This window comes from Volucribacter amazonae (genome assembly GCF_029783845.1).
Lineage (GTDB): Bacteria > Pseudomonadota > Gammaproteobacteria > Enterobacterales > Pasteurellaceae > Volucribacter > Volucribacter amazonae.
The window spans coordinates 1,839,162-1,865,559 of record NZ_LWID01000001.1; the positions used below are offsets into that span (position 1 = coordinate 1,839,162).

A 26,398-nucleotide genomic window follows, 5' to 3' on the forward strand; every position below is an offset into this window, starting at 1 on the left:
CAAATAACAGAATTTTATAAAATAACAATTTTTTTATTGTTACCTATTTTTTCTCTCTCTGCTTGACGTTGCCTATGCTAGAATAATGCCAAATTTTCTAATGACCATAATATTTATGCCAAAATCCATTGCGCAATTAGCACTTGATAACATTTGTTGCCAACGGGGCGACAAAATTTTATTCCGCCAATTTAACCTTTTGCTACAAGGGGGCAATTTTGTACAAATTGAAGGGCATAATGGCATTGGTAAAACCAGTTTACTGCGTGTTATTGCAGGCTTAGCGCGTCCTAAAACAGGCAAAGTGCGGTGGAATAATCAAGATATTTGGCAACATCGTGAAATATTTTATGCCAACCTACTTTATATCGGTCATCAAGCAGGCATAAAACCTGAATTAACCGCTTGGGAAAATTTACGCTTTTACCAACAAATCAGCCAAGGCACTGTTGATGAAAACCAGTTATGGCAAGTATTGCAAACCGTTGGCTTACTCGGCAAAGAAGATATTGTGGCTGGGCAACTGTCCGCAGGACAGCAAAAACGCATTGCTCTAGCACGTCTTTGGCTATCCAACGCCGCATTATGGCTACTTGATGAGCCTTTCAATGCCATTGACAAACATGGTGTACAAGTGCTGACAAGATTATTTGAACAGCATAGCCAACAAGGGGGCATCGTGATTTTAACTAGCCACCAAGAAATCCCAAGTACAATATTACAAAAAGTGAATTTGGAACAATATCAATGATCTTCTTCGCCATTATTAAACGAGAATTACAAATTGCACAGCGTAAACAAGCGGAAATTCTTAATCCGCTCTGGTTTTTCTTAATTATCATTACATTATTTCCCTTAGTAATAGGCCCAGATCCACAATTATTAAGTCGTATTGCCACAGGGATTGCTTGGGTAGCAGCATTGTTATCTGCACTATTGTCTTTTGAACGATTGTTTCGTGATGATTTTATTGACGGCTCATTAGAGCAATTAATGCTTACCCATCAGCCCTTAGCCCTTACCGCACTTGCCAAAGTTATCGCCCATTGGCTATTAACGGGATTGCCACTTATCTTGCTTTCGCCCATTGCTGCCTTATTACTTTCATTGGAGCTGCATATTTGGTGGGCTTTAGTGCTAACCCTATTATTAGGCACACCAATATTAAGCTGTTTAGGTGCGATTGGCGTAGCATTAACCGTAGGATTGCGTAAAGGTGGGGTGTTATTAAGTTTATTAGTGCTTCCACTTTTTATTCCCGTATTAATTTTTGCCTCAGCTGTCCTAGAAGCGGCTAGCCTCAATCTCCCCTATCAAGGACAACTTGCCATTCTCGCCGCAATGCTCACTGCTAGCCTGACCTTATCGCCTTTCGCTATCGCCATGGCGTTGCGAGTAACGATGGAATAATATAGTCGTTCAACTTTAAATTGAAACGACTATAAGCAAAAGTGCGGTGGGTTTTGGAAAAGTTTTTTGTTTTGGTAAATGTTCACTTACCATAGTCATTTTAATTTAAAATAATTATCATTCTTATTTTGCTTGCTTTTATGCTAGAAATTCATAGAATTTAATCGTTTTTGCTCACTAAGCATTAACAAAAATATTCTTTTACTTGTCATCAATTAGGAAAAAATTATGAATTTATTTGAACGCACTCAGCCTCGTGCAAGACATTATAGTTTATTAGTTGTCATTGGCATTATTGCTGGTTTTATTTCTGCCCTAGTAAAATCAGGTTGGGAAGATATTGTTCCACCACGCAGTCCTAATATTACTCCGCCACCCATTGAGCTATTACAAATGTTTGGTATTGATACCGCACATTTGACCTATACTTGGCTAGATGTGAGTGTCAACTGGGGCGGTAATGGCGTGCATATTTTATTTTCCATTGTCTTTGCCGTTCTTTATTGTGTCTTAGCCGAAATTTTTCCTAAAACCAAACTTTTGCAAGGAGCGATTTTTGGTTATGCCGTTGCATTTGGTTCGCATTATATCGTTTTTCCAATTCTCGGCTTATATGCTCCGTTCCAATGGTTAGGTTTTATTTCTGAATTAGGCGGTTCATTTTTATGGATTTGGGTTATTGAAATTACCCGAGCTTATCTGCGTAAACGTTGGACTGGCTATGATAGAGCGGAAGTAGAACAATTAAATTTATAATGTTGTCCATTATCTAGGGTTTTTATTGTTTAAGCCTTTCTATACAGAAAGGCTTGATAATAAAAGATTATTGTTGTTGATTAATAAACTCTTCATTTATTTCAATTTTGGCTTTACTCCGTAATGCCTCAAGCAAGGTAAGTTGTAACTCTTGTTGTTGGGCTTGAGCGAGTTGAGCGTTAAAGGCCTGTTGTTGAGCTTGATCTAATTCTCCCTCAATGATTTTATCTAACTCAATAATGACCACATCGCCATTACCTGCTTTTGCCACAGAATAAATCGCTTTATTTTCTTCTGGTTTTGATAGGGCAAAAATAGCATTATTCAATACGGGATCAGTAGTTTGCCCATAAGTTAATGTTTGTCTATCCGCAAAATTAACTTTATTCTGCACCGCACTCGGATTATCCGTTAAATCGCTTACAATTTGTTGTGCTTGTTGTAATACAATTTGTTCGGCTTTTTGGCGTTTTAAGAGATTTTCAATTTTTACTTTCGCATCAGCGAGGCTCTCTATCCCTTCAGCTTTATGCTCAACCACACGTAAAACAATAGAATGTTCATCGCCAACATTAATCGGTTGGGAGTTTTCGCCACCATTGACTAAATCGCTGTCAAAAATGGCAGACACTACATTAGGATAATTTAATGCAACAGGAATATCTTGGCGTGAAAAATAATCGGTTTCCACTAATTTTACACCATTTTGTTGTGCAATTTCAGTTGCTGCCGTTAAAGAGGTTGGATTCTCAAAGGCTTTCTCGGCAATACTTTTCTCTAGCTGATAAAACTCTCTGCTAACGAGATCTTGGCGAATTTGATCAATAATTTGCCCTCTCACTTGTTCAAGAGGAAGTTCTGAAGGGGCTTTGCGATCAAGGATTTTAATAATATGGAAACTGTTATCCACTTTGACTGGTTGGCTATATTCGCCTACTGCCAATTTATCCGCAACTTGTTCAAATGCAAGAGGAAATTCGCCAGCTACTACCCAGCTTAAATCACCACCATTAACGCCTGATAATTTATCAATAGAACGAGATTGGGCTAATTGAGCAAAATCAGCGCCTGCTTGTAAGGCTTGATAAACTTCATTTGCATCTTGTTCATTATTTAACTGAATATGGGCAACACGCTGTTGTCCTTGAGTAAGAAAATCGGCTTTATGATCTTGATAGTACTGTGCAATTTCTACATCAGAAACCTGAATATTTTTTTCAATATCCGCTCTGGATATATCAAGATATTGCACTTTAACCAATTCAGGGATTAAAAAGGCATTTTTATTTGCATTATAATAGTCTTCTATTTCTTGTTCGCTTACATATTGTTTAGCAATTTCATCATTTAAATTTAAAGTGGCTAAACGCACTTCACGACGTTGTAATAATAATTTTGTCAGCTCTTGTTGCTGGGCTGGTACAAGAAAATCTGAGGATAATAACCCTGTTTGTAATTGTTCTAACTCCAATCCTTCACGCACATAATGGGCATAGGTGTCTGACGAAATCTGGTTGCTGACTAACATTTGTTGGTATAACTGATTATCAAATTTGCCATTAACTTGAAATGCTGGCGTTGAAACAATTTGTTGTTTAATACGTTCATCGGTAACCGCCAATTTTAGTTCATCAGCATATTGGCGTAATAATTCTTGATTAATTAAGTTATTTAATACGCTATTGCGTAAACCATTAATAAACTCAGGTGAATCTGCCACAGCAGCAAACTGTGCACCAAGTTGATTACTTAATTGCTGATATTCCAAATTATATTGGCGTTGAAATACTTGCTGTGAAATTTCTTCGCCATTCACTTTTACTGCGGAGGTATCCACACGAGAAAAAACATAACTCGCTACGCCACTTAATACAAATGAAACCGCAATAATCGTCAATAAAATCTTAGCAGGCAAGCTATTACTTGCGCCGCGAAATTTATCCATTATCATGCACAATTACCCTTATTAAAAATTGTTAAATAGTGAAGATTATACGCACTATTTAAATAAAATGAAATCATTAAAAAGCCAGACATCTTTCAATGCTGGCTTAAAAATAATAAATTAATTGACCGCACTTTGACGCTTACGGCGTGTTTGTTTTACAGGTGCGATAGCTTTCATGGTTGCTTGTTTTACAATATCAATCCCCGTAGGCGGATTTTCCAATGCGTAACTTAACACTTCATCAATGGTTTCCACTGGATGAATTGCTAAATCTTGCTTCACATTATCTGGAATTTCCTCTAAATCTTTGACATTGTCTTTTGGAATTAACACCGTTTTGATGCCTCCGCGATGAGCCGCAAGTAATTTTTCTTTTACCCCACCAATAGGTAACACCTTACCACGTAAGCTAATTTCGCCTGTCATTGCCACTTCTGACTTCACAGGATTACCTGTTAAACAAGACACTAAGGCGGTACACATAGCAATCCCCGCACTCGGGCCGTCTTTCGGCGTTGCACCATCAGGCACATGAATATGAATATCACGTTTTTCGTGGAAATCATTATTAATCCCTAGTTTTTCCGCACGAGAACGCACCACTGTCATTGCCGCTTGGATAGACTCTTTCATCACATCGCCTAATGAGCCTGTATAAGTGAGTTTGCCTTTACCTAATACTGAGGCAGTTTCAATAGTTAATAAATCTCCACCCACTTGCGTCCAAGCTAACCCTGTTACCTCACCAATACGGTTTTGCGTATCCGCACGTCCAAACTCAAAGCGTTTTACCCCAAGGTAATCCGATAAATTCTCTGCACTGACCTTGATATGCTTTAATGTTTTGTCTAACAATAAATTTTTTACTGCTTTACGACAAATTTTAGAAATTTCACGTTCAAGACCACGCACGCCAGCTTCTCTGGTGTAATAACGGATAATTCCTAGAATAGCACTTTCATCAATGTGTAATTCTTTTTCTTTTAAGCCATTACGTTCCATTTGTTTGGCTAATAAATGTTGCTTAGCAATATTGAGTTTTTCGTCTTCGGTGTAACCTGACAAACGAATGACTTCCATACGATCCAATAATGGCCCCGGGATATTCATTGAATTAGAGGTTGCCACAAACATCACATCGGATAAATCATAATCTACTTCAAGATAATGATCGTTAAAGGTAGTGTTTTGCTCTGGATCTAACACTTCTAATAAGGCAGAGGCAGGATCACCACGCATATCAGACGCCATTTTGTCAATTTCATCAAGCAAAAATAACGGATTTTTTACCCCCACTTTTGCCATTTTTTGCATTAACTTACCGGGTAAAGCACCAATATAGGTTTTACGATGCCCACGAATTTCCGCCTCATCACGCACACCACCTAATGCCATACGCACATATTTACGCCCTGTTGCATTAGCAATAGATTGTCCCAAGGAAGTTTTACCTACCCCCGGAGGCCCAACCAAGCACAAAATCGGCCCTTTAACTTGGTTTAAACGGCTTTGTACCGCTAAATATTCTAAAATACGCTCTTTAACCCGTTCTAAACCATAGTGATCTTGATCGAGAATCTGTTGTGCTTGAGCAAGATCCTTTTTCACTTTAGTCCGCTTATGCCAAGGTACTTGCAACATCCAATCAATATAGCTACGCACCACAGTGGCTTCCGCCGACATTGGCGACATCATTTTTAATTTTTGTAATTCCGCCTCAACTTTTTGACGTGCTTCCAATGGCATTTTGGCTTTTTCTATTTTTTGCCGTAATTGCTCAATTTCATCAACCACTGAATTTTCATTATTATCGCCAAGTTCACGCTGAATCGCTTTGATTTGTTCATTGAGATAATAATCCCGTTGAGTTTTTTCCATTTGCTTTTTAACACGCTGACGAATACGTTTCTCAACTTGTAAAAGATCCGCCTCTGATTCCATTAAGCCTAGCAAAAACTCAAAACGCTCAACCACATTCGCCTTTTCCAATACTTTTTGCTTATTGGCAACGCTCACAGGCATATGAGCTGCCAAAGTATCACTTAAACGTTCTGGGTCATCAATGTTACGCAAAGCACTAATCACTTCAGGCTGTACTTTTTTATTGAGCTTAGCGTAATTTTCAAACTCCGTTAAGGCACTGTGCTTAATCACGTCTAATTCTTGTTCATCGCCTAACAATGTATTAATAGGCGTAACCTGTGCCATAAAACATTCGCCATCATCTTCTAACGCGGTAATTTTGGCGCGTTGTTGCCCCTCTACAAGCACTTTTACAGTGCCATCAGGTAATTTCAATAATTGAATAATATTCGCTATTGTCCCCACATCATAAACATCATCAATGCTAGGATCTTCAAGTTCCGCACGTTTTTGGGAAACTAAAAGTAATTGTTTCCCTTGTTCCATTGCTTCATCAAGGCTACGAATAGACTTATCCCTACCGACAAACAACGGCATAACCATATAAGGAAAAACCACCACATCACGCAATGGCAATACTGGAATAGCTATTTTTTTTGTTCGACCAGCACACATAATCTTTCTCTCTAATTAATAAATCTTAATCATTGTATATAAGGGTATAAAATCAGATCTCAAGGGAGTAACTGGATATTTTTACCCCAACCGTTGGCGGACAATTTCAAATAAGCATACCCCAGTGGCAACAGAGACATTTAAAGAAGACACCGTCCCTGCCATTGGAATACTCACTAATTGATCGCAATGTTCTCGGGTTAAGCGACGCATACCCTCGCCCTCTGCCCCCATTACTAAAGCTAAACCGCCAGTCAGTTTCGTTTGATATAGGGTTTCTCTCGCCTCGCCTGCTGTTCCTACCACCCAAATATTGTGCTCCTGTTGTAGCTCCCTTAATGTACGAGCTAAGTTAGTAACACGAATTAACGGCATCGTTTCTGCCGCACCACAAGCTACTTTACGAGCAATCGCCGATAATCCACTCGCACGATCTCTAGGAATAATTACCGCATCAACGCCTGCGGCATCAGCGGTTCGTAAACAAGCCCCTAAATTATGCGGATCGGTTACCCCATCTAATACCAATAATAAGGGGTCAGTTTTATTGGCTAGAATCACATCAAGATCCCTTTCATTTAATTCCTTCACTGGAAGTACACGAGCAATAACCCCTTGATGCACTTCGCCATTGGCTTTTTTATCTAAACTTTGCCGATTGAGTAATTGAATGGCAATCCCTAATTTATTCACTTGCTGTAATAGGGCTTGTAAGCGTTTGTCTTCACGCCCTTTCAAGGCGTTGACTTCAATAATACGTTCAGGGGCATTGTGTAATAATGCCTCTACCGCATGAATACCATAAATATAATCGCTCATAATGGATTAGTTTTTCCTATTTTTGTTAGATTTATTCTTATTTTTGACCGCACTTTTTGGTGTTTTAGTAGCTTTAGCCTTGATTGGCTTTGCTTTTCTTGCTTTTCCCTTGCTAGCCAGTTGCTTCTCTAAACTTTTAGCATAACGTTGATTTTTCTTTAATTTATCTTTTTCCGTTTTTCCTGCCCGCCGTACTTTACGACTTGTTTGTACCATAGAAAAATCCACTTGGCGTTGCTCAAGACTTACTGCCTCAACTTTAATGGTAACGGCATCGCCAAGACGGTAAACTGTCCCTGAATTTTCGCCCACTAACATTTGTCTTGCTGCATCAAAGGCATAATAATCATTATCTAAGCTAGATACATGGACTAAACCATCAATAAATAAATCATTTAGGCGTACAAATAAACCAAAGGCAGTAACAGAGGAAATAACGCCCTCAAATACTTCACCAACATGATCTTGCATATACTCACATTTTAACCAATCCGCCACATCTCGTGTTGCATCATCTGCTCGCCGTTCGGTCATAGAGCAATGCTCACCTAATAAATCCATATCATCTAAGGTATAATGATAGCCTCCCGTATCTGTTGTTCGCCGTTTACTTCCAGCTTGTTTGGCTAATAAATATTTAATACTACGATGCAAGGTTAAATCAGGATAACGGCGTATTGGCGAAGTAAAATGGGCATATTCTGGCAATGCTAAACCAAAATGTCCGATATTATCCGCAGAATATACCGCTTGGCTTAAGGATCTCAACAACATTGTTTGAATTAACTCTCGATCAGGACGCTCTCGTACCTGCTCTAATAATGCCGCATAATCTTGCGTACTTGGTGTTAAACCGCCCTGTAAGGTTAACCCACATTCACGCAAGAAATCACGAAATGCCGCTAATTTTTCCTCACTTGGCACAGCGTGAATACGGTATAAAGCAGGTTCATTGTGCTTTTCCATAAAATTTGCCGCCGCAATATTGGCTAAAATCATACATTCTTCAATAATTTTATGGGCATCATTGCGTACCACAGGTTCAATCCGCTCAATCCGTCCCTGCGGATTAAAAATAAATTTCGTTTCAAGGGTTTCAAAATCAATGGCACCACGTTGATGACGAGCCGTCAATAGAGTTTGATACATAGCATAAAGCTGTTGTAAATGCGGTACTAATCCTTGATAACGTTCAATCAAGGTTTCATCGCCCTGCAAAATGCTCCACACTTTGTTATAGGTTAAACGTGCGTGAGAGTTCATTACCGCCTCGTAAAACTTATACCCCTGCATTTTTCCTTTGCTTGAAATATCTAACTCGCACACCATACACAGGCGATCAACCTGTGGATTTAATGAACATAACCCATTGGATAACACTTCTGGCAACATAGGCACAACACGATTAGGAAAATAAACGGAATTACCACGCTGATAAGCCTCGTTATCCAAAGCCGTTCTCAAACGCACATAATAACTCACATCAGCAATGGCGACCCAAAGTTTCCAGCCTTTACCACGTTTTTCACAATATACCGCATCATCAAAATCTCGAGCATCTTCGCCGTCAATGGTAACTAAGGGTAATTGACGTAAATCAACCCGTCCTTGCTTAGCCTGTTCTGGCACGTCTTCACTAAAACGCTTAACATATTTTTCTACGCTAGTAGGGAATTTATGGGGAATATCGTGGTTACGGATCGCAATCTCTACTTCCATACCCTTTGCCATATTGTCGCCAAGCACTTCGCTAATGATACCAATAGGTTGGCTGGAACTTATTCCTGTACGAGATTGAATATCAACCACCACCACTTGCCCCATACGAGCACCTTTACGGTTTTCATTTGGGATCAAAATATCACGATTAATCCGACTATCATCAGGTACCACATAGCCAATGCCTTGCTCTAAGAAAAATCGCCCAACAATCTGTTTCTTGCGATTTTCCAAAATTCGCACAATGCGTACTTCTTTCCGCCCTCGGCGATCTGTACCATTCGGCTGAGCAAGCACATAATCGCCATGCAAAACTCGTTGCATTTGCCCATTAGGAATAAACCAATCCTCTTTTTGCCCATCAACTTGCAAAAAACCATAACCATCACGATGCCCTATTACCATACCTTTAAGCAAATCTAATTTTTCTGGTAAGGCATAACGTTTACGTTTGGTAAAAACTAATTGCCCTGCATTTTCCATTGCGCGCAAACGGCGACGCATACCCTCTTGCCGTTCTTCATCGTCCACCGCTAAAACGGTAAATAGCTCCTCCTTAGACATTGGCGCATTGTGTTGACGAATGGTTGCCAAAATAAATTCCCGACTTGGAATAGGATTTGCATATTTTTTTGCCTCAAGATCAAAATTGGGATCTAAAAGTGCGGTCTGTTTTTTATTTATTTTTTTTGTCATCATTAAAAACCTTATTTCTCTTATATTCTTGTTGATACTTAATCAAAACAAGCTCGAATTTCTTGCTCAATGAAGTATGTATCTCCGCGATAAAAACCATGCTCCATTGCTTTATACCAGCCTGATTGCTGAATGTTTGTTAGATTTAATGCAAAACCACATTTAATGCTAAATCTTGTAAAAAAATTCTGGTTAACCGCTCGTTACCATCAATAAATGGGTGAATAGCATTAAATTCATTAATAAAATAAGCCGATTTTTTTATAAATTTACTTTTAGCACAATTTTGTAAATAATTCTCTTGCTGCAATGCCAAAAAAATTTGTTTATGATAAAAACTCTCAATCATTTCAGGACGAGCAAAGGGAACATTTCCTCGCCCCGTGGTATAATCTCTTAATTTCCCAGCCCAATCATAAATATCACGAAACAAAGAATAATGGACAGTTTGGATTTCTTGTAAAGTAAATTTGGTTAAAATAGGTCTTAGCGGAAAATTAATCATAATAATTTCATTTTCTCTTTTCGCAAGTTCTTCTGCTTGTTTGATATTTAATTTATTTTTTAATACTGGTGGAAAAATACCAGCATAAAAATATTTACTTGCGTTAATTTCTTCCGCTAAATAACGGCTATTTGACATAAGTTAAACCATATTCCTGATAAATTCTGCTTAATTCACGTTGTCGGAATACTTCATTACTAATAGGAGCTTTTGCCCTCTCTAATAAAGCTAAAGACCTTGTTTGATCAATAGCCCCTTCAATTTTATTGCTTGCCAGTGCGGTTTTCATTGATTGTATTCTCTGATTAATGATTTTCTCCATAAATACCCCTAAATTAAAGATAATAACAATTATCAGTTTGACACTATGCCTATCAGAAAGCAAGAGAAAAGCAAATACAAACAACGAATTGCCTCTGCCCATAGCCAGTAAAATAAAAATTCACTAAAATAGCCACCTGATAGTGATGAAATAAAGGCAATTAACGTGATCAAGTTACCTCAAATGTTTAAACCCAGTATTTATCTATTTCTGTCCTTAGTTTGCTTATATGGAATTAGCCACAAATTGTTGCTAGGTTCAGGTTTTTATCCTCAACCAACATTTATGCAGATTATATCAATGGCAATCCTAATTAGCGTATTTAATCGTACCAAGTGGCTTTTCTACGGCATATTATTGCCTTTTATTCTGATTAATGCCCTTTATAGTCCCATAGGGGTTACTTTTGGTCCTCCCTCTTACCAATATATTGCCTCAGTATTTGCCACTGATCCACAAGAGGGAAAAGAGTTTTTTGCTCAAATCCCAATGAAAAATTTACTTTATCCCTTGGTTATCATTATTGGGCTATGGCTATACCGTTTATTTAGCCTAAAAAACCCGTTTTCTTTTTATGCCAATCCCTATTTTTTAGCTATGGTTATCTTGGTCATATTATGGCAACAAGCCCCTTTTCGCTTTATACAAGAAAGTTATCAAGCTAGCCATAAAGTGATTAATGAATTACGTCAGCTTAACCAGCTAAAAATCACGAGCCAATGGGGAAAATCCACCCTCAAACCAGGTGGTTATGATGATTATATTTTGGTGATTGGCGAAAGTGCACGCAAAGATTATCATCATGCTTATGGTTACCCCATTGAAAATACCCCCTTTATGAGCCAAGCAAAGGGCATTTTAGTTGACGGTCTTACCGCTGGGGGGACAAATACCATAGCCTCTTTAAAATTAATGCTTACTAAGCCAGATAAAGTCAATCACGAGGGCAATTATGCCCTTAATTTGATTGATTTAGTAAAATCAGCAGGCATACAAACCTATTGGCTTTCTAATCATGGTTATTTCGGGCAATTTGACACGCCAATTTCCGCCCTCGCTAACCAAAGTGATTACCGTTTCTTTTTGAAATCAGGCGATGCTTTTAGCCAGAACACCAGTGATTTTTTATTATTGGAAAAATTTCAGCAATTAATACAAGACAATAGCCCACATAAGCGTTTTATTGTGTTACATTTATACGGTTCACACCCAATAAGTTGTGATCGCTTAACCGATTATCCCAAAATCTTTGCAGAGCAAGATATTGAAGCAAAATACTTCAATATTAATTGCTATATTTCCTCCATTAAAAAAACCGATGATATACTGCAGCAAATTTATCAAACATTGCAAAAAAATGAACAGAAAAACCACCGCACTTTTTCAATGATCTATTTTGCCGATCATGGTTTAGCCCATGATATTCAAGGGGACAACATTAGTATTCACAATAGCAGTGGCAAAAGTAAACGCCATTATGATGTGCCTTTATTCAAAATTGCCAGTGATGACAAACAACGCCAGCATTATTACAGTATGAAATCAGGGTTAAATTTCACCGAGGCATTGGCTAATTGGATAGGAATTCAAAATCCTCAGCTTGATCCCCATTTTAATCTGTTTGATAACCAAGCGGATCCGAGCGATTATGGTTTACAACAGCAAATTGAACAAATTAATAAACCTGATGACCCCGCCATTGTTATTCCGTTGAAAGAAGGCAAGGCAAACAGCTATAAATGGAAATCACAATAAAAAGTGCGGTCAAAAATCAAAATATTTTTAACGGGGAAGTTCCCCGTTATGTATAGTCGTATTATTTTAAAGCGGAATGACTATAAAGTTTAAACTAAACAAGCCCCATTAATTCAGGAATAATCATTGAAATCGCTGGCACATAAGTTACCAACAATAACACCAGTAAAATGGCAAAGAAAAACGGTACTAAGGGTTTAATTACCTGTTCAATTTCCACATTACTTGTTTTACAACCAGTAAAGAGGATCGGACCTACTGGCGGTGTAATTGTGCCTAAGGATAAATTAACCACCATCACAATCCCAAACTGCACTGGACTCATACCTAAATCGGTACAAATCGGCAGAAAAATAGGGGTAAAAATTAAAATGGCTGGGGTTGGATCCATAAAGGTGCCGATAAATAATAACACCACATTAATAATCAATAGAATAAGAATAGGGTTATCCGTCAATCCCATTAACCCATTGGCAATAATGCTTGGAATTTGGGTAAATGCCATAACCCAAGACATAATTGATGAGGTGGCTAGCATAAAAATCACTATTGCCGACACTTTGGCGGTTTGTAAAAAAATATCGGGTAATTCTTTTAAGGATAGGGTTTTATAACAAAAACCTAAGATTAAGGAATAAACCACCGCAATGGCTGATGCTTCCGTTGCAGTAAAAATCCCCGCTAAGATACCGCCGATAACAATGAAAATAAGGGATAAACTCGGTATTGCTTCAAGTAAAACCTGAACTGCCTCACGACAACTCACACGGCTTTTTTGAATATAGCCTTTTTTCTTGGCAAGATAACCTGCCACGAGCATAATTGCTAAGCCCCATAAAATTCCCGGCAAATAGCCAGCCATAAATAATGCGGAAACAGAAACACCGCCAGCAACGGTAGCATACACAATGATCGTGTTACTCGGCGGAATAATCATACCTGTGGGAGCTGAGGCAATATTAACTGCGGCACTAAAAGTGGGATCATAACCTTCTTTCTTTTGAATTGGCGACATAATACCGCCTACGGCTGCCGCTGATGCCACACCTGAACCACTAATTGAGCCAAAAAGCATATTGGATACCACATTGGTTTGGGCTAATGAGCCGGGAAAGCGTCCACTAACCACTTTGGCTAAATTAATCAATCGCAGGGCAATACCACCTTTGTTCATAATATTGCCTGCTAAAATAAAGAAAGGAATGGCTAACAGGGCAAAAGAATCTAATCCAACGAAAATACGCTGTGCCGAAGTAATCATTGCCCCTTCGCTAGGTAAAATGACCAACATAGCCAGAAAAGAAGATAAGCCCACGCCAATACTAATGGGGGCGCCAATAATCAGTAATAAAATCGTGCTACCGAACATAATCAGTGCGGCTGTCATTGCTAAATCCATAATTCCCCCTCTATCCTAAGGTTTTCCATTTTTTTACTAATTGAATTTGGTTATATAAGGCATAAAACAGGATAATGATCCCCGCTAATGGAATGGCAGAATAAATTACCCCCATTGGCAACTGTAAGGCGGAATCCATTTGCCACATTTGTCGCATGGCAATGTGATAGCCACCAAATAGCATAATGGATAAGGTAAAGAGTAAAATGGCTAACTCAGAAATCATATCCGCGAATATTTGCCCTTTTGCCGAAAGTTTTTGCTTTACATAAGCAATAGAAAGGTGTTCACGACAACCAAACACATAAGCACCGCCAAACAGAATTAACCAAATAAACAAATATCTTGCTAACACTTCACTGACTGCACTAGGGGCATTAAACACATAGCGAGTAACCACTTGATAGGTTACTAATACGCACATTAATCCTACAATAGCGATACAAAGCCATTGCATAAATTTATCTACCCATAATTTTATGGTAGCTAACAGGTTAGATGATGAAGACATAATAAGCTCCTATAAAAAAATCCAGACAGTTTAACTATCTGGATTTTCTGATTATTGCAACTCAATCACTTTTTCATATAACGCTTTTTGCACAGGGCTGGTGATTAAATCTTGTTGTAATTTACTGCAACTTTGCTGAAATGGGGTAATATCCACTTCCACAAAGGTGGCATTATTGGCTTTGGCAAGCTCCTCTGCCTGTTGTACCTGCGTACGCCATAAATCAAATTGATGATCAATGCTTTCTTTGACTAAACGTTTAAGGACTTCCTGATCTTGTTTTGGCATTGAGGCAATAAAATAGCTACTGGTAACAATTAAATCTGGCACCATTAAATGTTTTGTACGTGAAAAATAAGGAGCAACTTCGTATTGTTTTAAATCCGCATAAGTGATTTCATTATTTTCAGCACCATCAAGTACCCCTTGTTGAATGGCGGTATAAACTTCCCCTTGGTTCATCGGCACACCAATACCTCCCATACAACTTAGCATTTTACGCATGGTTTCCGATTGAATAACACGGATCTTTTTCCCTTTCATTTCTTCAAGATTATTGACCGCACTTCCTTTGGTATAAATACTACGAGATCCTGCGGTATAAGCCCCTAAAACGTCAAAACCATAACGTCCAGTAGCGGCAAAGAGATCATCTAATATCCCTGAGGTAAACACCTTTTGTTGATGCTCCAGCGAATCATAAATATAAGGCAAACCAATCACAATAAAATCTTTGTTATAGTTTTCCACCAATGGATTTGCCACGATTGCCATTTGAATGGCTCCATTTTGCACCAATTCCAACGCCGCTCGTTGAGCGCCTAATAACTCGTTCGGATAAATATTTAATTTATACCGCCCTTCTGTTTGTTGTTCTAATTTTTCGCTCAATGCGGTTAAGGCTTGATATTGTGGGTGTTTATCTGATTGATTAAACGCCACTTTAATTTCTGTGGCAGCTTGGCTAACAAAACTGACACCTAATCCTGCCACCAATAACAAAGATTTGGCTAAACGAGAAAATGAGAGGGTACGCATAGTATGCTCCTTATTTATTGATAAAATAAAAGCGAATAAATCAACAGATTTTATTCATATCCACAAAATCCATATCATCAAAGGTTTGATTCTCACCAATCATTCCCCAAATAAAACTATAATTTTGAGTACCACAACCCGAATGAATAGACCAACTTGGCGAGAAAACAAGCTGTTTATCCCTTACTACAATATGCCGAGTTTGTTCAGGCTCGCCAAGAAAATGGAAGACCACTTGCTCAGGCTTTATATTAAAATAGAGATAAACTTCCATACGTCTAAGATGCGTATGAGCTGGCATCGTATTCCAGACACTGCCCTCAGCTAAATGGGTAATGCCCATACATAATTGACAAGTTTCCACCACATCAGGGTGTAAATATTGATTGATCACCCGTTGATTAGCATTGATTTGAGAACCTAACGCAACTTTTTTCGCCTGTTGCTGAGTAATTAACTGATTAGCGAATTTATGATGAGCTGGGGCACTAAGACAATAAAGGGCATTTTGTTGCTGCGGCTCTAACGCAGTAAACACAATATCTTCACTTTCTTTACCTAGGTATAAAGCATCAAGATAATCCAAAATAAAGACATCATCTTTGGTTTTCACTTCCGTTTTGCCGCCAAGGTTAATTATCCCCAATTCTCGCCGTTGCAAAAAATAATCCGTTCCAAAGGCTTTAGCATCAATCACATCATTTAATGCCAAAGGCTGATCTTTCGGACAAACTCCAAGGGCGACAATCCGATCAATATGGCTATAAATAATACGAATTTGCCCCTCAACAAATAAATCAGGCTCAAAAAATTCCTTTCTTAAACGTTGTGTATCATAAGATTTAACATCTTCAGGGTGAAAATTATGAAATATTTTCATTTTCTCCTCCTTTTGTTTTTCATTAAACGGGTTTATGCTTGACTAACTCCACCGCCTGTTTTGTCAATTCGCCAATTTTTTGCCAGTTTTTGCTATTAATCAATTCATTGCTGACAAACCAAGAACCGCCACAAGCAAGCACATTAGGAATGGCTAAATAATTGTGGATATTGGTTAAATTAATACCACCTGTTGGCATAATTTGTAACTGTCCATAAGGCCCTAATAATGCCTTAATCATATTCACACCGCCTGATGCCTCGGCAGGGAAAAATTTCACCACATTAATCCCCATTTCCAAGGCTTGCTCAATGGCACTTGGATTATTTACACCTGGGGTAATAGGAAGATCAAGTTGTTGACAAAGTTGTACAATATTCGGATTAAATCCAGGACTAACAATAAAATCTGCACCTGCTTGTTGAGCGGCAACCACTTGTTGAGGGGTTAAAACCGTTCCTGCCGCAATCAAAATATCGGTGCGGTGAGAACGCAACAATTCAATGGCTTGTGCTGCCGCTGGCGAACGAAAGGTAATTTCTGCCACTGGCAAACCATTTTCTGCTAAGGTATCTGCCAGAGGAAGAATATCTTCCGCCTGTTCTAAGGCGATCACTGGCACCAGCTTAATACTGCGTAATTTTTCACTGAGTTGTTCAATAGAATAAGCCATAATGTATTTCCTTTATTTCTTGTCAATAAGAGGTTGCATAAGCGATTTATCAATAATCGCCCCTTTGTGCTGAATAACCAAACCTGCCAACTGATGACCTTGTGCGATAGCTTGCAAAACAGAACCACCGGTTAAACGTTTGGCTAAATAACCTGCACTAAAAGAATCGCCCGCCGCAGTGGTATCCACCACCTTATCAATTTTATTGGCGGCTAATTGTTGATATTGATCGGTTACTACAATGCAAGGTTCAGCCCCACGTTTTATCACAATTTCGGCGACACCATAGCTTTGGGTACGCTGAATACAATCATCAATATGATGCTCGCCATATAATAAAACTTCATCATCAAAGGTTAAAAAGGCAATATCCGTTAAAGATAAAATGCGTTGATAAACTTGCTGGGTAAGTGTTTTGGTTTGCCAAAGAATTGGACGATAATTATTGTCAAAGGCAATTTTTGTACCGCCTTGTTTCGCTTTTTGCAATAAATCAAATAAAATTTCTCGCTCTTTCTCAGGTAAAATGGCTAAACTAATACCACTTAAATAAAGCCATTTCGCTTGACAAAATTGTGTTTGCAAGCGATCAAGATCCACTTCACTCAACCAATATTTTGCCGCTGAGTCATTACGCCAATAATAAAAATGCCGTTCGCCATTAGGTTGAGTAAAAATGCTGTACAACCCGGGCAAGCGAGTTTGAGATTGAAACACTAATGAGGTATCAATGCCCTCTTGTTGCCATTGACTAAGCATTTGCTGACTAAATTCATCAACCCCTAATCCTGTGGCATAATAAACCTGTAAAGGCAAATGTTGTGTTAAACGAGAAAGGTAAAGAGCGGTATTTAAAGTATCGCCGCCAAATCCTTGCCGATATAACTCGCCTTGTTGTTGTAACTCCACCATACATTCGCCGATGATAATGATTTTGTCGGTCATTTTTTGCTCCTGCTATAACAAATTAGGCTGATAACCTCTTGCTATCAGCCTAAAAATTTATCTTGCTAACCAACCACCATCAACGGCTAAGGTATAACCATTCACATAATCAGCCGCCGACGAGGCAAGAAACACACAAGGTCCTGCCACATCAGCAGGTTTTCCCCAACGCCCTGCTGGAATTCGCTCTAAAATTTGCTGATTACGTTGTTCGTCCGCTCGTAAGGCTTGAGTATTATCCGTTGCCATATAACCCGGCGCAATGGCATTCACATTAATGTGATATTTCGCCCATTCATTTGCCATTAAACGTGTAATCCCCATAATGCCACTTTTAGAGGCAGTATAAGAAGGCACACGAATGCCCCCTTGGAAAGATAACATTGAAGCAATATTGATAATCTTACCGCCCTGTCCTTGCTGGATAAACTGTTTCGCCATCGCTTGCGCAAGGAAAAAAACGGTTTTTAAATTAATGTTCATCACATCGTCCCAATCCTGCTCGCTAAAATCCAAGGCATCAGCACGCCGAATAATGCCAGCATTGTTGACTAAAATATCAATTTTACCGAATTTTTGCACCGCACTTTGAATAATTGTATTAATATCATCAAGTTTGGTTAAATCTGCAGAAAGGGATAAAAATTGCCGTCCTATTTTCTCAACTTGTTGTTTCGTTTCCGTTGACTCACCAATATTCACGCCAACAATATCACAACCTGCTTGAGCAAGCCCTAACGCCATGCCTTGTCCCAGCCCTTTATTACAGCCTGTTACAATGGCAACTTTTCCTGTTAAATCAAATAATTGTTGCATAATTCACCCTATTTATCTTATTAATATGACTCAACACAATGCTTCATTGCCCATTACTATAACAAATTCCCCCTACTTTTCAAAATAAAAATAAAACATTTTTTCATTTTTATTAAAAATAAATTTTATTATTGAAATTGTGTTTTTAATTTATTTGCCTTTATAATGTTTCACCTCAATGATGATTAACAGGATTATGATGAATGGAAAAAAATACCCAACCTGACAATGTTGCCGCTGTCCTCAAAGTGTTTAATATTTTAGATATTCTTGCGGAACAAAAAGAAATTGGTATTACCGACTTAGCCACCAAATTAATGATGTCAAAAAGTACCACCTACCGCTTTCTACAAACCATGAAAAATCTTGGCTTTGTTCAGCAAACCGATGATACCGAAAAATATGGTTTAACCTTAAAACTGTTTGAATTAGGCTCAAAAGCCCTAGAATATACCGACTTAATTGAGCTTGCTCACCAAGCCATGAATCAAATTGCGAAACAAACCAATGAAACCTTGCACTTAGGCACATTAGATGGGCAAGAAATTATTTACCTACATAAAATTGATTCAAACTATAATTTGCGTATGTACTCACGCATTGGTCGCCGAAATCCTGCTTATAGCACCGCCATTGGTAAAATCTTACTTTCGCAATATAGCAACCAAGAAGTGGCTGACAAACTCAAAGGCGTAGAATTTATCCCCCATACAGCACACACATTAACCAATATGACACAGCTACAACAAGAACTGGAACAAGTCAGATTACAACATTATGCGATGGATAATGAAGAGCAAGAACAAGGGCTAAAATGTATTGCTGTTCCCATTTATGACCGCTTTGGTAGCATTATTGCAGGTATTTCTATTTCCCTCCCAACTGTGCGTTTTGATCAAGCCCAACTTAGCGATTTAGTCAAACAACTTCATCAAGCAGGCAAAACCGTTTCGCAACAGCTCGGTTATCAACATTATCCTGTTTAGCTAAAAAATAAATGAAAAATAGACCGCACTTTATATAAAAATCACCCAGATTAAACATAATTCGGGTGATTAATCTGTTTTCCCTAAAAATGATAATTAATTCTCAAGGTGTAAGAACGTCCATTACCTAACATTGCATTAGATCGCAAATATTGTTTATCCGATAAATTGCTTACAGCAAAAGTAACACTTATCGGCTCAAAATTCCAACCAATCATCGCATCAATACGATTAAAACTTGGAATATAATAAGCGGTATTTTGTCTTTCATTATAAAAAAACCTTTTACCCACTCGCGTTACTCCGATTTCACCATAAAGATGCTCATTAACTAAATAACGTAAGAATAGGTTACCATTAAAACGCGAAGTGGCATTTAATTGTCTTCCTTCATTGATTGGCTTAGACTTATCTTCTAAGATTTCTGAATCTAACCAACCTAAAGAAGTACGCATATATAAGTTGGACATAACTTGTCCAATAGTACTTAATTCTATACCTTGAGAACGCTCTTTACCTCGTACTTGCCATAAATAAAGATTATTAACGGGATCAGAACGATAGCGAATATTGTAATGGGTTAAACGATAACCTGATAAAGTTGTACTTAATTTATTCTCTAACCAAGTACTTTTAATCCCTATTTCATATTGTTTGGAATATTCAGGATCAGTATTAAATATCTCGGCTTGATCAGTGCTAACCCCTAAATAACTCCGTCCACCATAAGGTGAAAAACTTTTGTTATAAGAAACATAAAAGGTATGATTATCTGTTATATCCCACACAATCCCTGCATTTGGGCTAAAAGTATTCCCTTTATAATGCCGAGAAAGTTGATTAATATTAGTGGAATGGAAACGATAGTGGTCATAACGTCCACCAAGTATAACCTTAAATGTTGGTGTTAAACCGATTAAATCTTGTAAAAATACGCCAACTGAATTTGCTTTGTGCTGATTATTAATGGTTGCATTAGGACGTGTGGTTCTTGTCCAGCTACTCGGATTATAAGGATCAATTTTTTGATTACGCAATGTGGCAAGAATAGGATTTCGTTTTTCTCGGCTATAATCGATCCCTAAGGTTATTTTGTGCTCAATAAAACTTGTATTAAATTCGCCATTTAGGGTTAAACTATTAGAAAGCGTGGTATTTTTCGTTTTTTGCCAAGCATAAGTTTGTGATAACATTTGATCACTTTGGCTAAATGTTCCCGCATAATAATGATCAAAATCTTGATTTGCCGTACGATACCCCAATAACCATTGAATATTCCATTTATCATTCAACATATAGTAAAAATCAGAACGCCAAATTTGTGATTTATCTTTGACATAATCACCTGCTCTTGCGAAACCTATGGTATAGTCTAGTTCCATTTGATCATAAACCGATTTTTCTGGATTACGATCTGGAATACGCCAAACATTATCATAGGTATATTGCCCTGTCCAAGATAAGCGTCCATCATCACTGATAATACTCATACTCGGCGAAATCATTTGATTTTTATTGGAAACCCCTTGTCTAAAACTGTTACCAGCTCTCCATTCTCCTGTCAAACGAACAGCAACATTATCATTGACCACTTGATTAATATCCATATTCATCGCCCTTGTTTTCCAAGAGCCGTAACTCAGCCCAATATTACGGCTGGTTTTGAAATTGGCAGATTTGCTGATCATATTAATAATCCCACCACCACTACTTCGTCCATATAGCACAGAGGCTGGGCCTTTTAATATTTCAACCCGTTCAATATTCGCTGTACTACGGCGTACTTGTCCACTTTCACGAATACCATCACGATAAATACCATTTGCATCAACTTGAAAACCACGCAAATAAATGCTTTCACCCCGCATATCATAACTGGCATCAATACCAGCATTTCCCTCTAAAATTGAACTTAAATCATTCGTGCCATAATTTTTATTTTTTTGGATATTCAATATATCAATAGTTTGTGGTGTTTCTTTGCTGGATAAGTGATTACGTGTTACCGATGCCTCACGATAGTTCATATATCCTTTTAAATGATGAGTATCTTCTGTTGTCATCACCTCAATGGTGGGTAAGGTTACCCTATAATCATTGTTATCTGTATTTGCCATTACCACAGATGAAATAACGCAAGTTGCAATAACGGTCAAAGGAAACAGGGATTTTATTTCGCTCATAAAAAGGCTCCTTATCATTATAATTTATTGAGCGAAAAGTATATTATGTAAAAAAATCAATATAAATGATTTTGATAATTATTATCAATAATAAATCAGGGTAAAAATGTGTAAAAAACTACCGCACTTTAACGCTCCCTCAACATAAGTATCATTTCATATTGACTCATAACCCCTATTTTTCTTTTAATAACCTTCTTCTTGCATATTAGGCAAAAATTGAGCCTGCTGAATACGATATACTTGGCTACTAATTTGCCCATTAGGGTGTAAGGTTAATTCTCGCCAGCCCGGTTGTAGGGTATCTAAGGTAAACTGGTTACAATCAGGCTTAAATTGAATACAGGTGGACGGTGTTGCCATAACAGGGTAGCCTTGCCATTGGCTGTCAACTTGTTGATGAATATGTCCGTATAAAATTCCTTTCACTTGTTTAAAAGGGGCAAGTACATCAGCCAAATGTTGGCTATTACGCAAATTATGCTGATCAAGCCAAGCGGAATTGGTGGATAATAGATGATGATGCAATACAATTAAGGCATATCTGTTGGGATATTCCGTTAAGGTTTGTTGTAGCCAATCTAATTGGTATTTGCTTAGTTCGCCATGCGGTACGCCAAAAACTTGGCTATCCAATAATAGCACTTGCCATTGATCGCCTAAAAGAAGGTGTTTGGCGGGGTGGATATTGCCATAGGCTTGGTTTAATAATGCCAGCATTTTGGGCTGTAAATCGTGGTTACCGGGGATCCAAAAGCAGGTTTTGTCTAATTGCTTGACCAGTTGGCAAAAATGTAAATAGCCTTGTTCACTGCCGTCTTGCACTAAATCTCCTGTTGCCAATACAAGATCATAAGCAAAATCCCGTTGTTTAATTTCAGTTAATACTTGGCAAAAACTGGCAAAAGTATTAACCCCTAATAATTCCGCATTCGTATCACCAAATAGATGAGGATCCGTTATTTGTAACAGTCTAATTACCGATCCTGCTGCGGTGCTTAATGAAAATGAATTTTCCAAGCTAGACTCCTAATACACAAAATAAATAAAACTTCAGACTAATATAGCGAACAACTTTTTAATGGAAATTAAGCTGACTGCCTACCACTTTATACCTTTCCCATAAAAAGTACATAAAGGAAAATCAAAAATGCTAGCGAGATCATATTTTTTAAACAAAAAAGTATGACAAGGTGTAATTTTATAGTCGTTTCATTTTAAAGTGGAATGACTATATAGCCATTTATGCTGTAAATCAGCATAATTTAGCTGTAACCATTGCAATCCTATAACCGCGAGAGAATTATCAATGTCGCCTGAGGCAATCGCCTGATAGGCAAGGGTACGATCAAGCACTTGCACACGAATATCTTCCTGTTCTGTGGCTAACCCATGGATACCCTTTGCTTGGTGTGCATCAACTTTTGCCACGAAAAAATGGATACGTTCTGATACACCGCCCGGACTGTCCCAAACACTAAACAAATAGTCTAAGCATTGTAATGCTATACCCGCTTCTTCTTTTGCTTCTCGCCTTGCCACTTGTTCAGGACTTTCTCCTTGTTCTAACATACCAGCAATCATTTCCAATAACCAAGGTGAACCGCTACCATTTGGCACATAAGCCCCTATTCTCACTTGTTCAACCATAACCACTGCATCTAACTGAGGATCATAAGCGATCACTACAACAGCTTGTCCTTTGGTTAATAATTCTCGTGTAACAATATCACTTGTACCGCCATTAAATAACTTATGGCGAAATTGGATTTTTTGTAGGGTAAAAAAGCCTTGATAAACAATATCTTGTTTCACAATTTCAATATCTTGTTGGCTAAATTGTGTTTTCATCGTTACTCCTGTGTTTATTCTAATGTATTGATAAGTTATTAAGGATTAACCTGATAATAAATGGGAGAATGTGAGGATTGTGGTTGTAATTGCCCATTTTGCCATTGTAATAATAGGGCTTGCCGAATATCGCCATTGCAAAATGCGGCTAAATAAAAAGGAAATTGTTGGCTATACAATAGATTTCCCTTAGGGCAATAAGCCGAACGTAAAATCCTTTGTTGTGGCAAATGTATCACTTCGGATAAATGAGCAATGCCTGCCCCTTGTGATTTTAATATGGCTTCACGCAAGCACCAACAACGATAAAAACCTTGTTCACTATTAGCCTGTTGAGCAAACCAAGCGAGTTCCGCAGAGGGGGCAAAATACTGCATTAAGGCAGAATAATCACGCGGTTTTTGTACAAATTCAATGTCAATTCCTACCGCACTTTTTGCGTTTTTTTGCAGAATGACCGCCACCCAATCGGCAGAATGGCTAATATTAAAATCAAGTTGAGGATCAGCAAATTGCGGTCTGCCATTGTTGGCAAAGGTCATTTGACCAAGCAAATCGGGATCAAGTTGTAAATATTGCAACCCTTGCCATAACAAGAAATGTGCTAACCGTCGTCCTTGGTATTTACGCCATAAGCGTAAATTATGAAGGGGAGTTGTTTGGCATAAACGTTGGTGCAATAACGAAGGCGGAATTTGTTCAAAGGGGAAAGGGTGATGAATATTAGCGTAAAGAATAATAGTGGACATAATAATATTGCCCCGAAACGGGGCTTATAGGATTATTTTTGACTACAAACCGCAATAAAATTCAGCTTATTATCGGGGTTATTAAAGGTTTTAAACATTTTCTTAAAGGTTTCACGATTTTCTGATTTTAAGGCATTTTTAATAATCTTAAAAGTACCTAGTACCCCTTCATCGTAGATCATTCCTGCAGGGGACAGCAGGGTCATTTTCCCTGAATAGGTATCAATATTACGAAAACCACAATCCGCAAATACCGATTTCCAACCAGCTTTGGTTAAGGGGGTGACGGTAATATTAATGGCATCACGTAATTGTGCTATCACTTCTTCCGAATTATCAGAGGTCAGCATCACATCGTGGGTTAATAAAAAACCATTGGGTTTTAGCACACGATAATATTCAGTAACCGCTTTAATTTTGGCTTGTAACGGTAACATAGTAAGCATCGCTTCATTAATAACAATATCAAAGCTGTTATCTTCAAAGGGTAATTTCATCGCATTAGCACGTTGAACATGGATTTTATCTTGCAAATTATGGCTAGCAATATTTGCCTGTGCTTTGGCAAGGGCATTTTCGTCTAAATCTACCCCTTCAATATGACAACCAAATTGCTGAGCTAATCCAATCGCAGTTGTCCCCATATTACAAGCCACTTCAAGCACTTTTTTCTCCGCACTAAAATCCCCATTGGCAATTAACCAATCAGTGGCTTTTTTACCGCCCGGGCGCAAACGGGTTTTACCTAAACGAGCAAGAAAATTATGTCCGACTTCTTCTTTTTTCATCTTTCTATCCTCAATAATTGATCATTCCGTTGCGATTATTACTAGCATTTGATTATTATAAATGAAAATTATTCTAATTAAATAAACAAAAATAAGTATGAGAAAAGAAAAGTGCGGTTATTTTCACCGCACTTTTTTATCTTGTGCCATATACCACAATGGTTTTCCCATGGGCAGAAATAAGATTTTGATCTTCCAACATTTTTAAAATACGCCCAACCGTTTCTCGTGAACAACCCACAATTTGCCCAATTTCTTGGCGTGTAATTTTAATTTGCATACCTTGTGGGTGAGTCATCGCATCGGGCATATGGGCTAAATGTAATAAAGTTTGTGCAATGCGTCCCGTTACATCAAGAAAAGCGAGGTTAGTAACTTGCTTAGAGGTATTTTGTAAACGGCGAGCTAATTGGGCGGTAAGGAACATGAGAATATCAGGGTTGATTTGAATTAATTGGCGAAATTTTTTATAGGAAATTTCAGCAATTTCACAAGCGGTTTTGGCTTTTACCCAAGCAGTACGTTCTTTGGTTTCGTCAAATAAACCTAACTCACCTAAAAAATCCCCTTGACTTAAATACGACAAGATCATTTCCTTGCCTTCTTCATCTTTCACTAACACCGCCACAGATCCTTTAATTAAATAATAGAGGGTTTCTGCTTTTTCGCCCGCATGAATTAAGGTGCTTTTGGCTGGATATTTGTGAATATGGCAATGGGATAGAAACCACGTCAACACAGGATCGGAGGGTTGATAAGGTTTTGGTTGTTGAGTTTGTTCTTGTTGCTCTTGCTGTTCAATCTCTTGTTGTGATTGCTGCTGTTGTGATTGTGATGCAACTCCTTGCATAAATACCTCGCCCAAAAAATGTCCCAATTTAAATTAACCTAAAAATGCCGACTTATCTTTAATATCAAGGCTTTGATGTAATTCTGACCAAACAATAATTGCATCGCCCTGCTTGATTTTTGCTAATAATGTCGCCCTTTTTGTTGCTAGCGGTAATTCTTCCATTCCATAATCGGTTCCCTCACGCAAAATAAAACTTTCCACAATATTAATTAAGGTTTGTTCCTCTAATTCTTGCCAAGGAATAATCATTATGTTTCC

At 38.0% G+C, this 26,398-nt stretch carries 25 protein-coding genes; 5 read left to right on the forward strand and 20 right to left on the reverse strand.

All coding sequences use genetic code 11. From position 1 onward, the window contains the following. Nucleotides 1–115 precede the first annotated feature (115 nt). From ccmA to A6A20_RS08810, 3 genes are all read left to right on the forward strand, one after another. On the forward strand, nt 116–751 hold the full coding sequence (gene ccmA / locus A6A20_RS08800; RefSeq protein WP_279573776.1) for a cytochrome c biogenesis heme-transporting ATPase CcmA: 636 nt from the start codon (nt 116–118) through the stop codon (nt 749–751). Next, complete coding sequence (gene ccmB / locus A6A20_RS08805) at nt 748–1,410, forward strand: heme exporter protein CcmB (RefSeq protein WP_279573077.1); 663 nt, start codon at nt 748–750, stop codon at nt 1,408–1,410. The genes ccmA and ccmB overlap by 4 nt, the downstream gene beginning before the upstream one ends. 228 nt (nt 1,411–1,638) lie before the next feature. Beyond that, nucleotides 1,639–2,166 carry a DUF1440 domain-containing protein gene (locus A6A20_RS08810; protein WP_279573078.1) on the forward strand — a complete coding sequence of 176 codons (528 nt, stop codon included), beginning with the start codon at nt 1,639–1,641 and terminating at the stop codon, nt 2,164–2,166. 67 nt (nt 2,167–2,233) lie between these two features. On the opposite strand, the gene ppiD is transcribed toward A6A20_RS08810, so the two are convergent. The 6 genes from ppiD to A6A20_RS08840 all read right to left on the reverse strand — a co-directional run bounded on the left by ppiD (nt 2,234) and on the right by A6A20_RS08840 (nt 10,713). Further along, complete coding sequence (gene ppiD / locus A6A20_RS08815; protein ID WP_279573079.1) at nt 2,234–4,117, reverse strand: peptidylprolyl isomerase; 1,884 nt, start codon at nt 4,115–4,117, stop codon at nt 2,234–2,236. Between the two features lie 114 nt (nt 4,118–4,231). Next, nucleotides 4,232–6,652: an endopeptidase La gene (gene lon, locus A6A20_RS08820; protein WP_279573080.1), complete on the reverse strand. Its 2,421-nt coding sequence runs from the start codon at nt 6,650–6,652 to the stop codon at nt 4,232–4,234. A gap of 81 nt (nt 6,653–6,733) precedes the next feature. Further along, nucleotides 6,734–7,471: a 23S rRNA (guanosine(2251)-2'-O)-methyltransferase RlmB gene (gene rlmB, locus A6A20_RS08825; RefSeq protein ID WP_279573081.1), complete on the reverse strand. Its 738-nt coding sequence runs from the start codon at nt 7,469–7,471 to the stop codon at nt 6,734–6,736. Nucleotides 7,472–7,477: 6 nt separating this feature from the next. Continuing rightward, a complete protein-coding gene (gene rnr / locus A6A20_RS08830) occupies nt 7,478–9,886 on the reverse strand; it encodes a ribonuclease R (RefSeq protein WP_279573082.1) in 2,409 nt (802 codons plus the stop codon). 145 nt (nt 9,887–10,031) lie between these two features. Further along, nucleotides 10,032–10,529: a Fic/DOC family protein gene (locus A6A20_RS08835; RefSeq protein WP_279573083.1), complete on the reverse strand. Its 498-nt coding sequence runs from the start codon at nt 10,527–10,529 to the stop codon at nt 10,032–10,034. Beyond that, nucleotides 10,519–10,713 (reverse strand): hypothetical protein, encoded by a 195-nt coding sequence (locus A6A20_RS08840; protein ID WP_279573084.1) that lies wholly within the window; start codon nt 10,711–10,713, stop codon nt 10,519–10,521. Before A6A20_RS08840 ends, A6A20_RS08835 begins: the two co-directional genes overlap by 11 nt. A 183-nt stretch (nt 10,714–10,896) precedes the next feature. Between A6A20_RS08840 and A6A20_RS08845 the strand changes: the two genes are divergently transcribed. Further along, complete coding sequence (locus tag A6A20_RS08845; protein ID WP_424585446.1) at nt 10,897–12,468, forward strand: phosphoethanolamine transferase; 1,572 nt, start codon at nt 10,897–10,899, stop codon at nt 12,466–12,468. A 94-nt stretch (nt 12,469–12,562) separates the two neighbouring features. On the opposite strand, the gene A6A20_RS08850 is transcribed toward A6A20_RS08845, so the two are convergent. Genes A6A20_RS08850 through kduD form a run of 7 tightly spaced genes read right to left on the reverse strand, consistent with a single transcriptional unit; the run spans nt 12,563 to nt 18,730 of the window. Further along, the gene (locus tag A6A20_RS08850; protein ID WP_279573086.1) at nt 12,563–13,867 is read right to left on the reverse strand and encodes a TRAP transporter large permease; all 1,305 of its coding nucleotides are present in this window, start codon (nt 13,865–13,867) and stop codon (nt 12,563–12,565) included. Nucleotides 13,868–13,877: 10 nt separating this feature from the next. Next, nucleotides 13,878–14,378, reverse strand: coding sequence for a TRAP transporter small permease (locus tag A6A20_RS08855; protein WP_279573087.1), 501 nt, complete (start codon nt 14,376–14,378; stop codon nt 13,878–13,880). Between the two features lie 51 nt (nt 14,379–14,429). Next, nucleotides 14,430–15,416 carry a TRAP transporter substrate-binding protein gene (locus A6A20_RS08860; protein ID WP_279573088.1) on the reverse strand — a complete coding sequence of 329 codons (987 nt, stop codon included), beginning with the start codon at nt 15,414–15,416 and terminating at the stop codon, nt 14,430–14,432. A gap of 40 nt (nt 15,417–15,456) precedes the next feature. Then, nucleotides 15,457–16,296, reverse strand: coding sequence for a 5-dehydro-4-deoxy-D-glucuronate isomerase (gene kduI / locus A6A20_RS08865; protein WP_279573089.1), 840 nt, complete (start codon nt 16,294–16,296; stop codon nt 15,457–15,459). 22 nt (nt 16,297–16,318) lie between these two features. Next, complete coding sequence (locus A6A20_RS08870) at nt 16,319–16,969, reverse strand: bifunctional 4-hydroxy-2-oxoglutarate aldolase/2-dehydro-3-deoxy-phosphogluconate aldolase (RefSeq protein WP_279573090.1); 651 nt, start codon at nt 16,967–16,969, stop codon at nt 16,319–16,321. A 12-nt stretch (nt 16,970–16,981) separates the two neighbouring features. Further along, nucleotides 16,982–17,914 (reverse strand): 2-dehydro-3-deoxygluconokinase, encoded by a 933-nt coding sequence (gene kdgK / locus A6A20_RS08875; RefSeq protein ID WP_279573091.1) that lies wholly within the window; start codon nt 17,912–17,914, stop codon nt 16,982–16,984. A 57-nt stretch (nt 17,915–17,971) separates the two neighbouring features. Beyond that, a complete protein-coding gene (kduD, locus tag A6A20_RS08880; protein ID WP_279573092.1) occupies nt 17,972–18,730 on the reverse strand; it encodes a 2-dehydro-3-deoxy-D-gluconate 5-dehydrogenase KduD in 759 nt (252 codons plus the stop codon). Nucleotides 18,731–18,933: 203 nt separating this feature from the next. On the opposite strand from kduD, the gene kdgR reads away from it, so the two are divergent. After that, nucleotides 18,934–19,716, forward strand: coding sequence for a DNA-binding transcriptional regulator KdgR (gene kdgR / locus A6A20_RS08885; RefSeq protein WP_279573093.1), 783 nt, complete (start codon nt 18,934–18,936; stop codon nt 19,714–19,716). Between the two features lie 83 nt (nt 19,717–19,799). Here kdgR and A6A20_RS08890 read toward each other — a convergent pair whose 3' ends face one another. The 7 genes from A6A20_RS08890 to A6A20_RS08920 form a co-directional block, all read right to left on the reverse strand. Further along, nucleotides 19,800–21,899 (reverse strand): TonB-dependent receptor, encoded by a 2,100-nt coding sequence (locus A6A20_RS08890; RefSeq protein ID WP_279573094.1) that lies wholly within the window; start codon nt 21,897–21,899, stop codon nt 19,800–19,802. Nucleotides 21,900–22,085: 186 nt separating this feature from the next. After that, on the reverse strand, nt 22,086–22,919 hold the full coding sequence (cpdA, locus tag A6A20_RS08895; RefSeq protein WP_279573095.1) for a 3',5'-cyclic-AMP phosphodiesterase: 834 nt from the start codon (nt 22,917–22,919) through the stop codon (nt 22,086–22,088). Nucleotides 22,920–23,111: 192 nt separating this feature from the next. After that, nucleotides 23,112–23,750, reverse strand: a complete 639-nt coding sequence (nudF, locus tag A6A20_RS08900; protein ID WP_279573096.1) for an ADP-ribose diphosphatase — start codon at nt 23,748–23,750, stop codon at nt 23,112–23,114. A gap of 38 nt (nt 23,751–23,788) precedes the next feature. After that, complete coding sequence (locus tag A6A20_RS08905) at nt 23,789–24,499, reverse strand: 4'-phosphopantetheinyl transferase family protein (RefSeq protein ID WP_279573097.1); 711 nt, start codon at nt 24,497–24,499, stop codon at nt 23,789–23,791. A gap of 32 nt (nt 24,500–24,531) precedes the next feature. Beyond that, entirely contained in the window at nt 24,532–25,287 is a 756-nt protein-coding gene (locus A6A20_RS08910) for a class I SAM-dependent methyltransferase (protein WP_279573098.1), read from the reverse strand. Nucleotides 25,288–25,423: 136 nt separating this feature from the next. Beyond that, complete coding sequence (gene crp / locus A6A20_RS08915; RefSeq protein WP_279573099.1) at nt 25,424–26,137, reverse strand: cAMP-activated global transcriptional regulator CRP; 714 nt, start codon at nt 26,135–26,137, stop codon at nt 25,424–25,426. A 33-nt stretch (nt 26,138–26,170) separates the two neighbouring features. Further along, nucleotides 26,171–26,389: a YheU family protein gene (locus tag A6A20_RS08920; protein ID WP_279573100.1), complete on the reverse strand. Its 219-nt coding sequence runs from the start codon at nt 26,387–26,389 to the stop codon at nt 26,171–26,173. Between the last annotated feature and the right edge of the window lie 9 nt (nt 26,390–26,398).

Coding starts and splice junctions, on each gene's coding strand:
- ccmA (WP_279573776.1), top strand. CDS start 116: ATGCCAAAATCCATTGCGCAATTAGCACTTGATAACATTTGTTGCCAA.
- ccmB (WP_279573077.1), top strand. CDS start 748: ATGATCTTCTTCGCCATTATTAAACGAGAATTACAAATTGCACAGCGT.
- A6A20_RS08810 (WP_279573078.1), top strand. CDS start 1,639: ATGAATTTATTTGAACGCACTCAGCCTCGTGCAAGACATTATAGTTTA.
- ppiD (WP_279573079.1), bottom strand. CDS start 4,117: ATGATAATGGATAAATTTCGCGGCGCAAGTAATAGCTTGCCTGCTAAG.
- lon (WP_279573080.1), bottom strand. CDS start 6,652: ATGTGTGCTGGTCGAACAAAAAAAATAGCTATTCCAGTATTGCCATTG.
- rlmB (WP_279573081.1), bottom strand. CDS start 7,471: ATGAGCGATTATATTTATGGTATTCATGCGGTAGAGGCATTATTACAC.
- rnr (WP_279573082.1), bottom strand. CDS start 9,886: ATGACAAAAAAAATAAATAAAAAACAGACCGCACTTTTAGATCCCAAT.
- A6A20_RS08835 (WP_279573083.1), bottom strand. CDS start 10,529: ATGTCAAATAGCCGTTATTTAGCGGAAGAAATTAACGCAAGTAAATAT.
- A6A20_RS08840 (WP_279573084.1), bottom strand. CDS start 10,713: ATGGAGAAAATCATTAATCAGAGAATACAATCAATGAAAACCGCACTG.
- A6A20_RS08845 (WP_424585446.1), top strand. CDS start 10,897: ATGTTTAAACCCAGTATTTATCTATTTCTGTCCTTAGTTTGCTTATAT.
- A6A20_RS08850 (WP_279573086.1), bottom strand. CDS start 13,867: ATGGATTTAGCAATGACAGCCGCACTGATTATGTTCGGTAGCACGATT.
- A6A20_RS08855 (WP_279573087.1), bottom strand. CDS start 14,378: ATGTCTTCATCATCTAACCTGTTAGCTACCATAAAATTATGGGTAGAT.
- A6A20_RS08860 (WP_279573088.1), bottom strand. CDS start 15,416: ATGCGTACCCTCTCATTTTCTCGTTTAGCCAAATCTTTGTTATTGGTG.
- kduI (WP_279573089.1), bottom strand. CDS start 16,296: ATGAAAATATTTCATAATTTTCACCCTGAAGATGTTAAATCTTATGAT.
- A6A20_RS08870 (WP_279573090.1), bottom strand. CDS start 16,969: ATGGCTTATTCTATTGAACAACTCAGTGAAAAATTACGCAGTATTAAG.
- kdgK (WP_279573091.1), bottom strand. CDS start 17,914: ATGACCGACAAAATCATTATCATCGGCGAATGTATGGTGGAGTTACAA.
- kduD (WP_279573092.1), bottom strand. CDS start 18,730: ATGCAACAATTATTTGATTTAACAGGAAAAGTTGCCATTGTAACAGGC.
- kdgR (WP_279573093.1), top strand. CDS start 18,934: ATGGAAAAAAATACCCAACCTGACAATGTTGCCGCTGTCCTCAAAGTG.
- A6A20_RS08890 (WP_279573094.1), bottom strand. CDS start 21,899: ATGAGCGAAATAAAATCCCTGTTTCCTTTGACCGTTATTGCAACTTGC.
- nudF (WP_279573096.1), bottom strand. CDS start 23,750: ATGAAAACACAATTTAGCCAACAAGATATTGAAATTGTGAAACAAGAT.
- A6A20_RS08905 (WP_279573097.1), bottom strand. CDS start 24,499: ATGTCCACTATTATTCTTTACGCTAATATTCATCACCCTTTCCCCTTT.
- A6A20_RS08910 (WP_279573098.1), bottom strand. CDS start 25,287: ATGAAAAAAGAAGAAGTCGGACATAATTTTCTTGCTCGTTTAGGTAAA.
- crp (WP_279573099.1), bottom strand. CDS start 26,137: ATGCAAGGAGTTGCATCACAATCACAACAGCAGCAATCACAACAAGAG.
- A6A20_RS08920 (WP_279573100.1), bottom strand. CDS start 26,389: ATGATTATTCCTTGGCAAGAATTAGAGGAACAAACCTTAATTAATATT.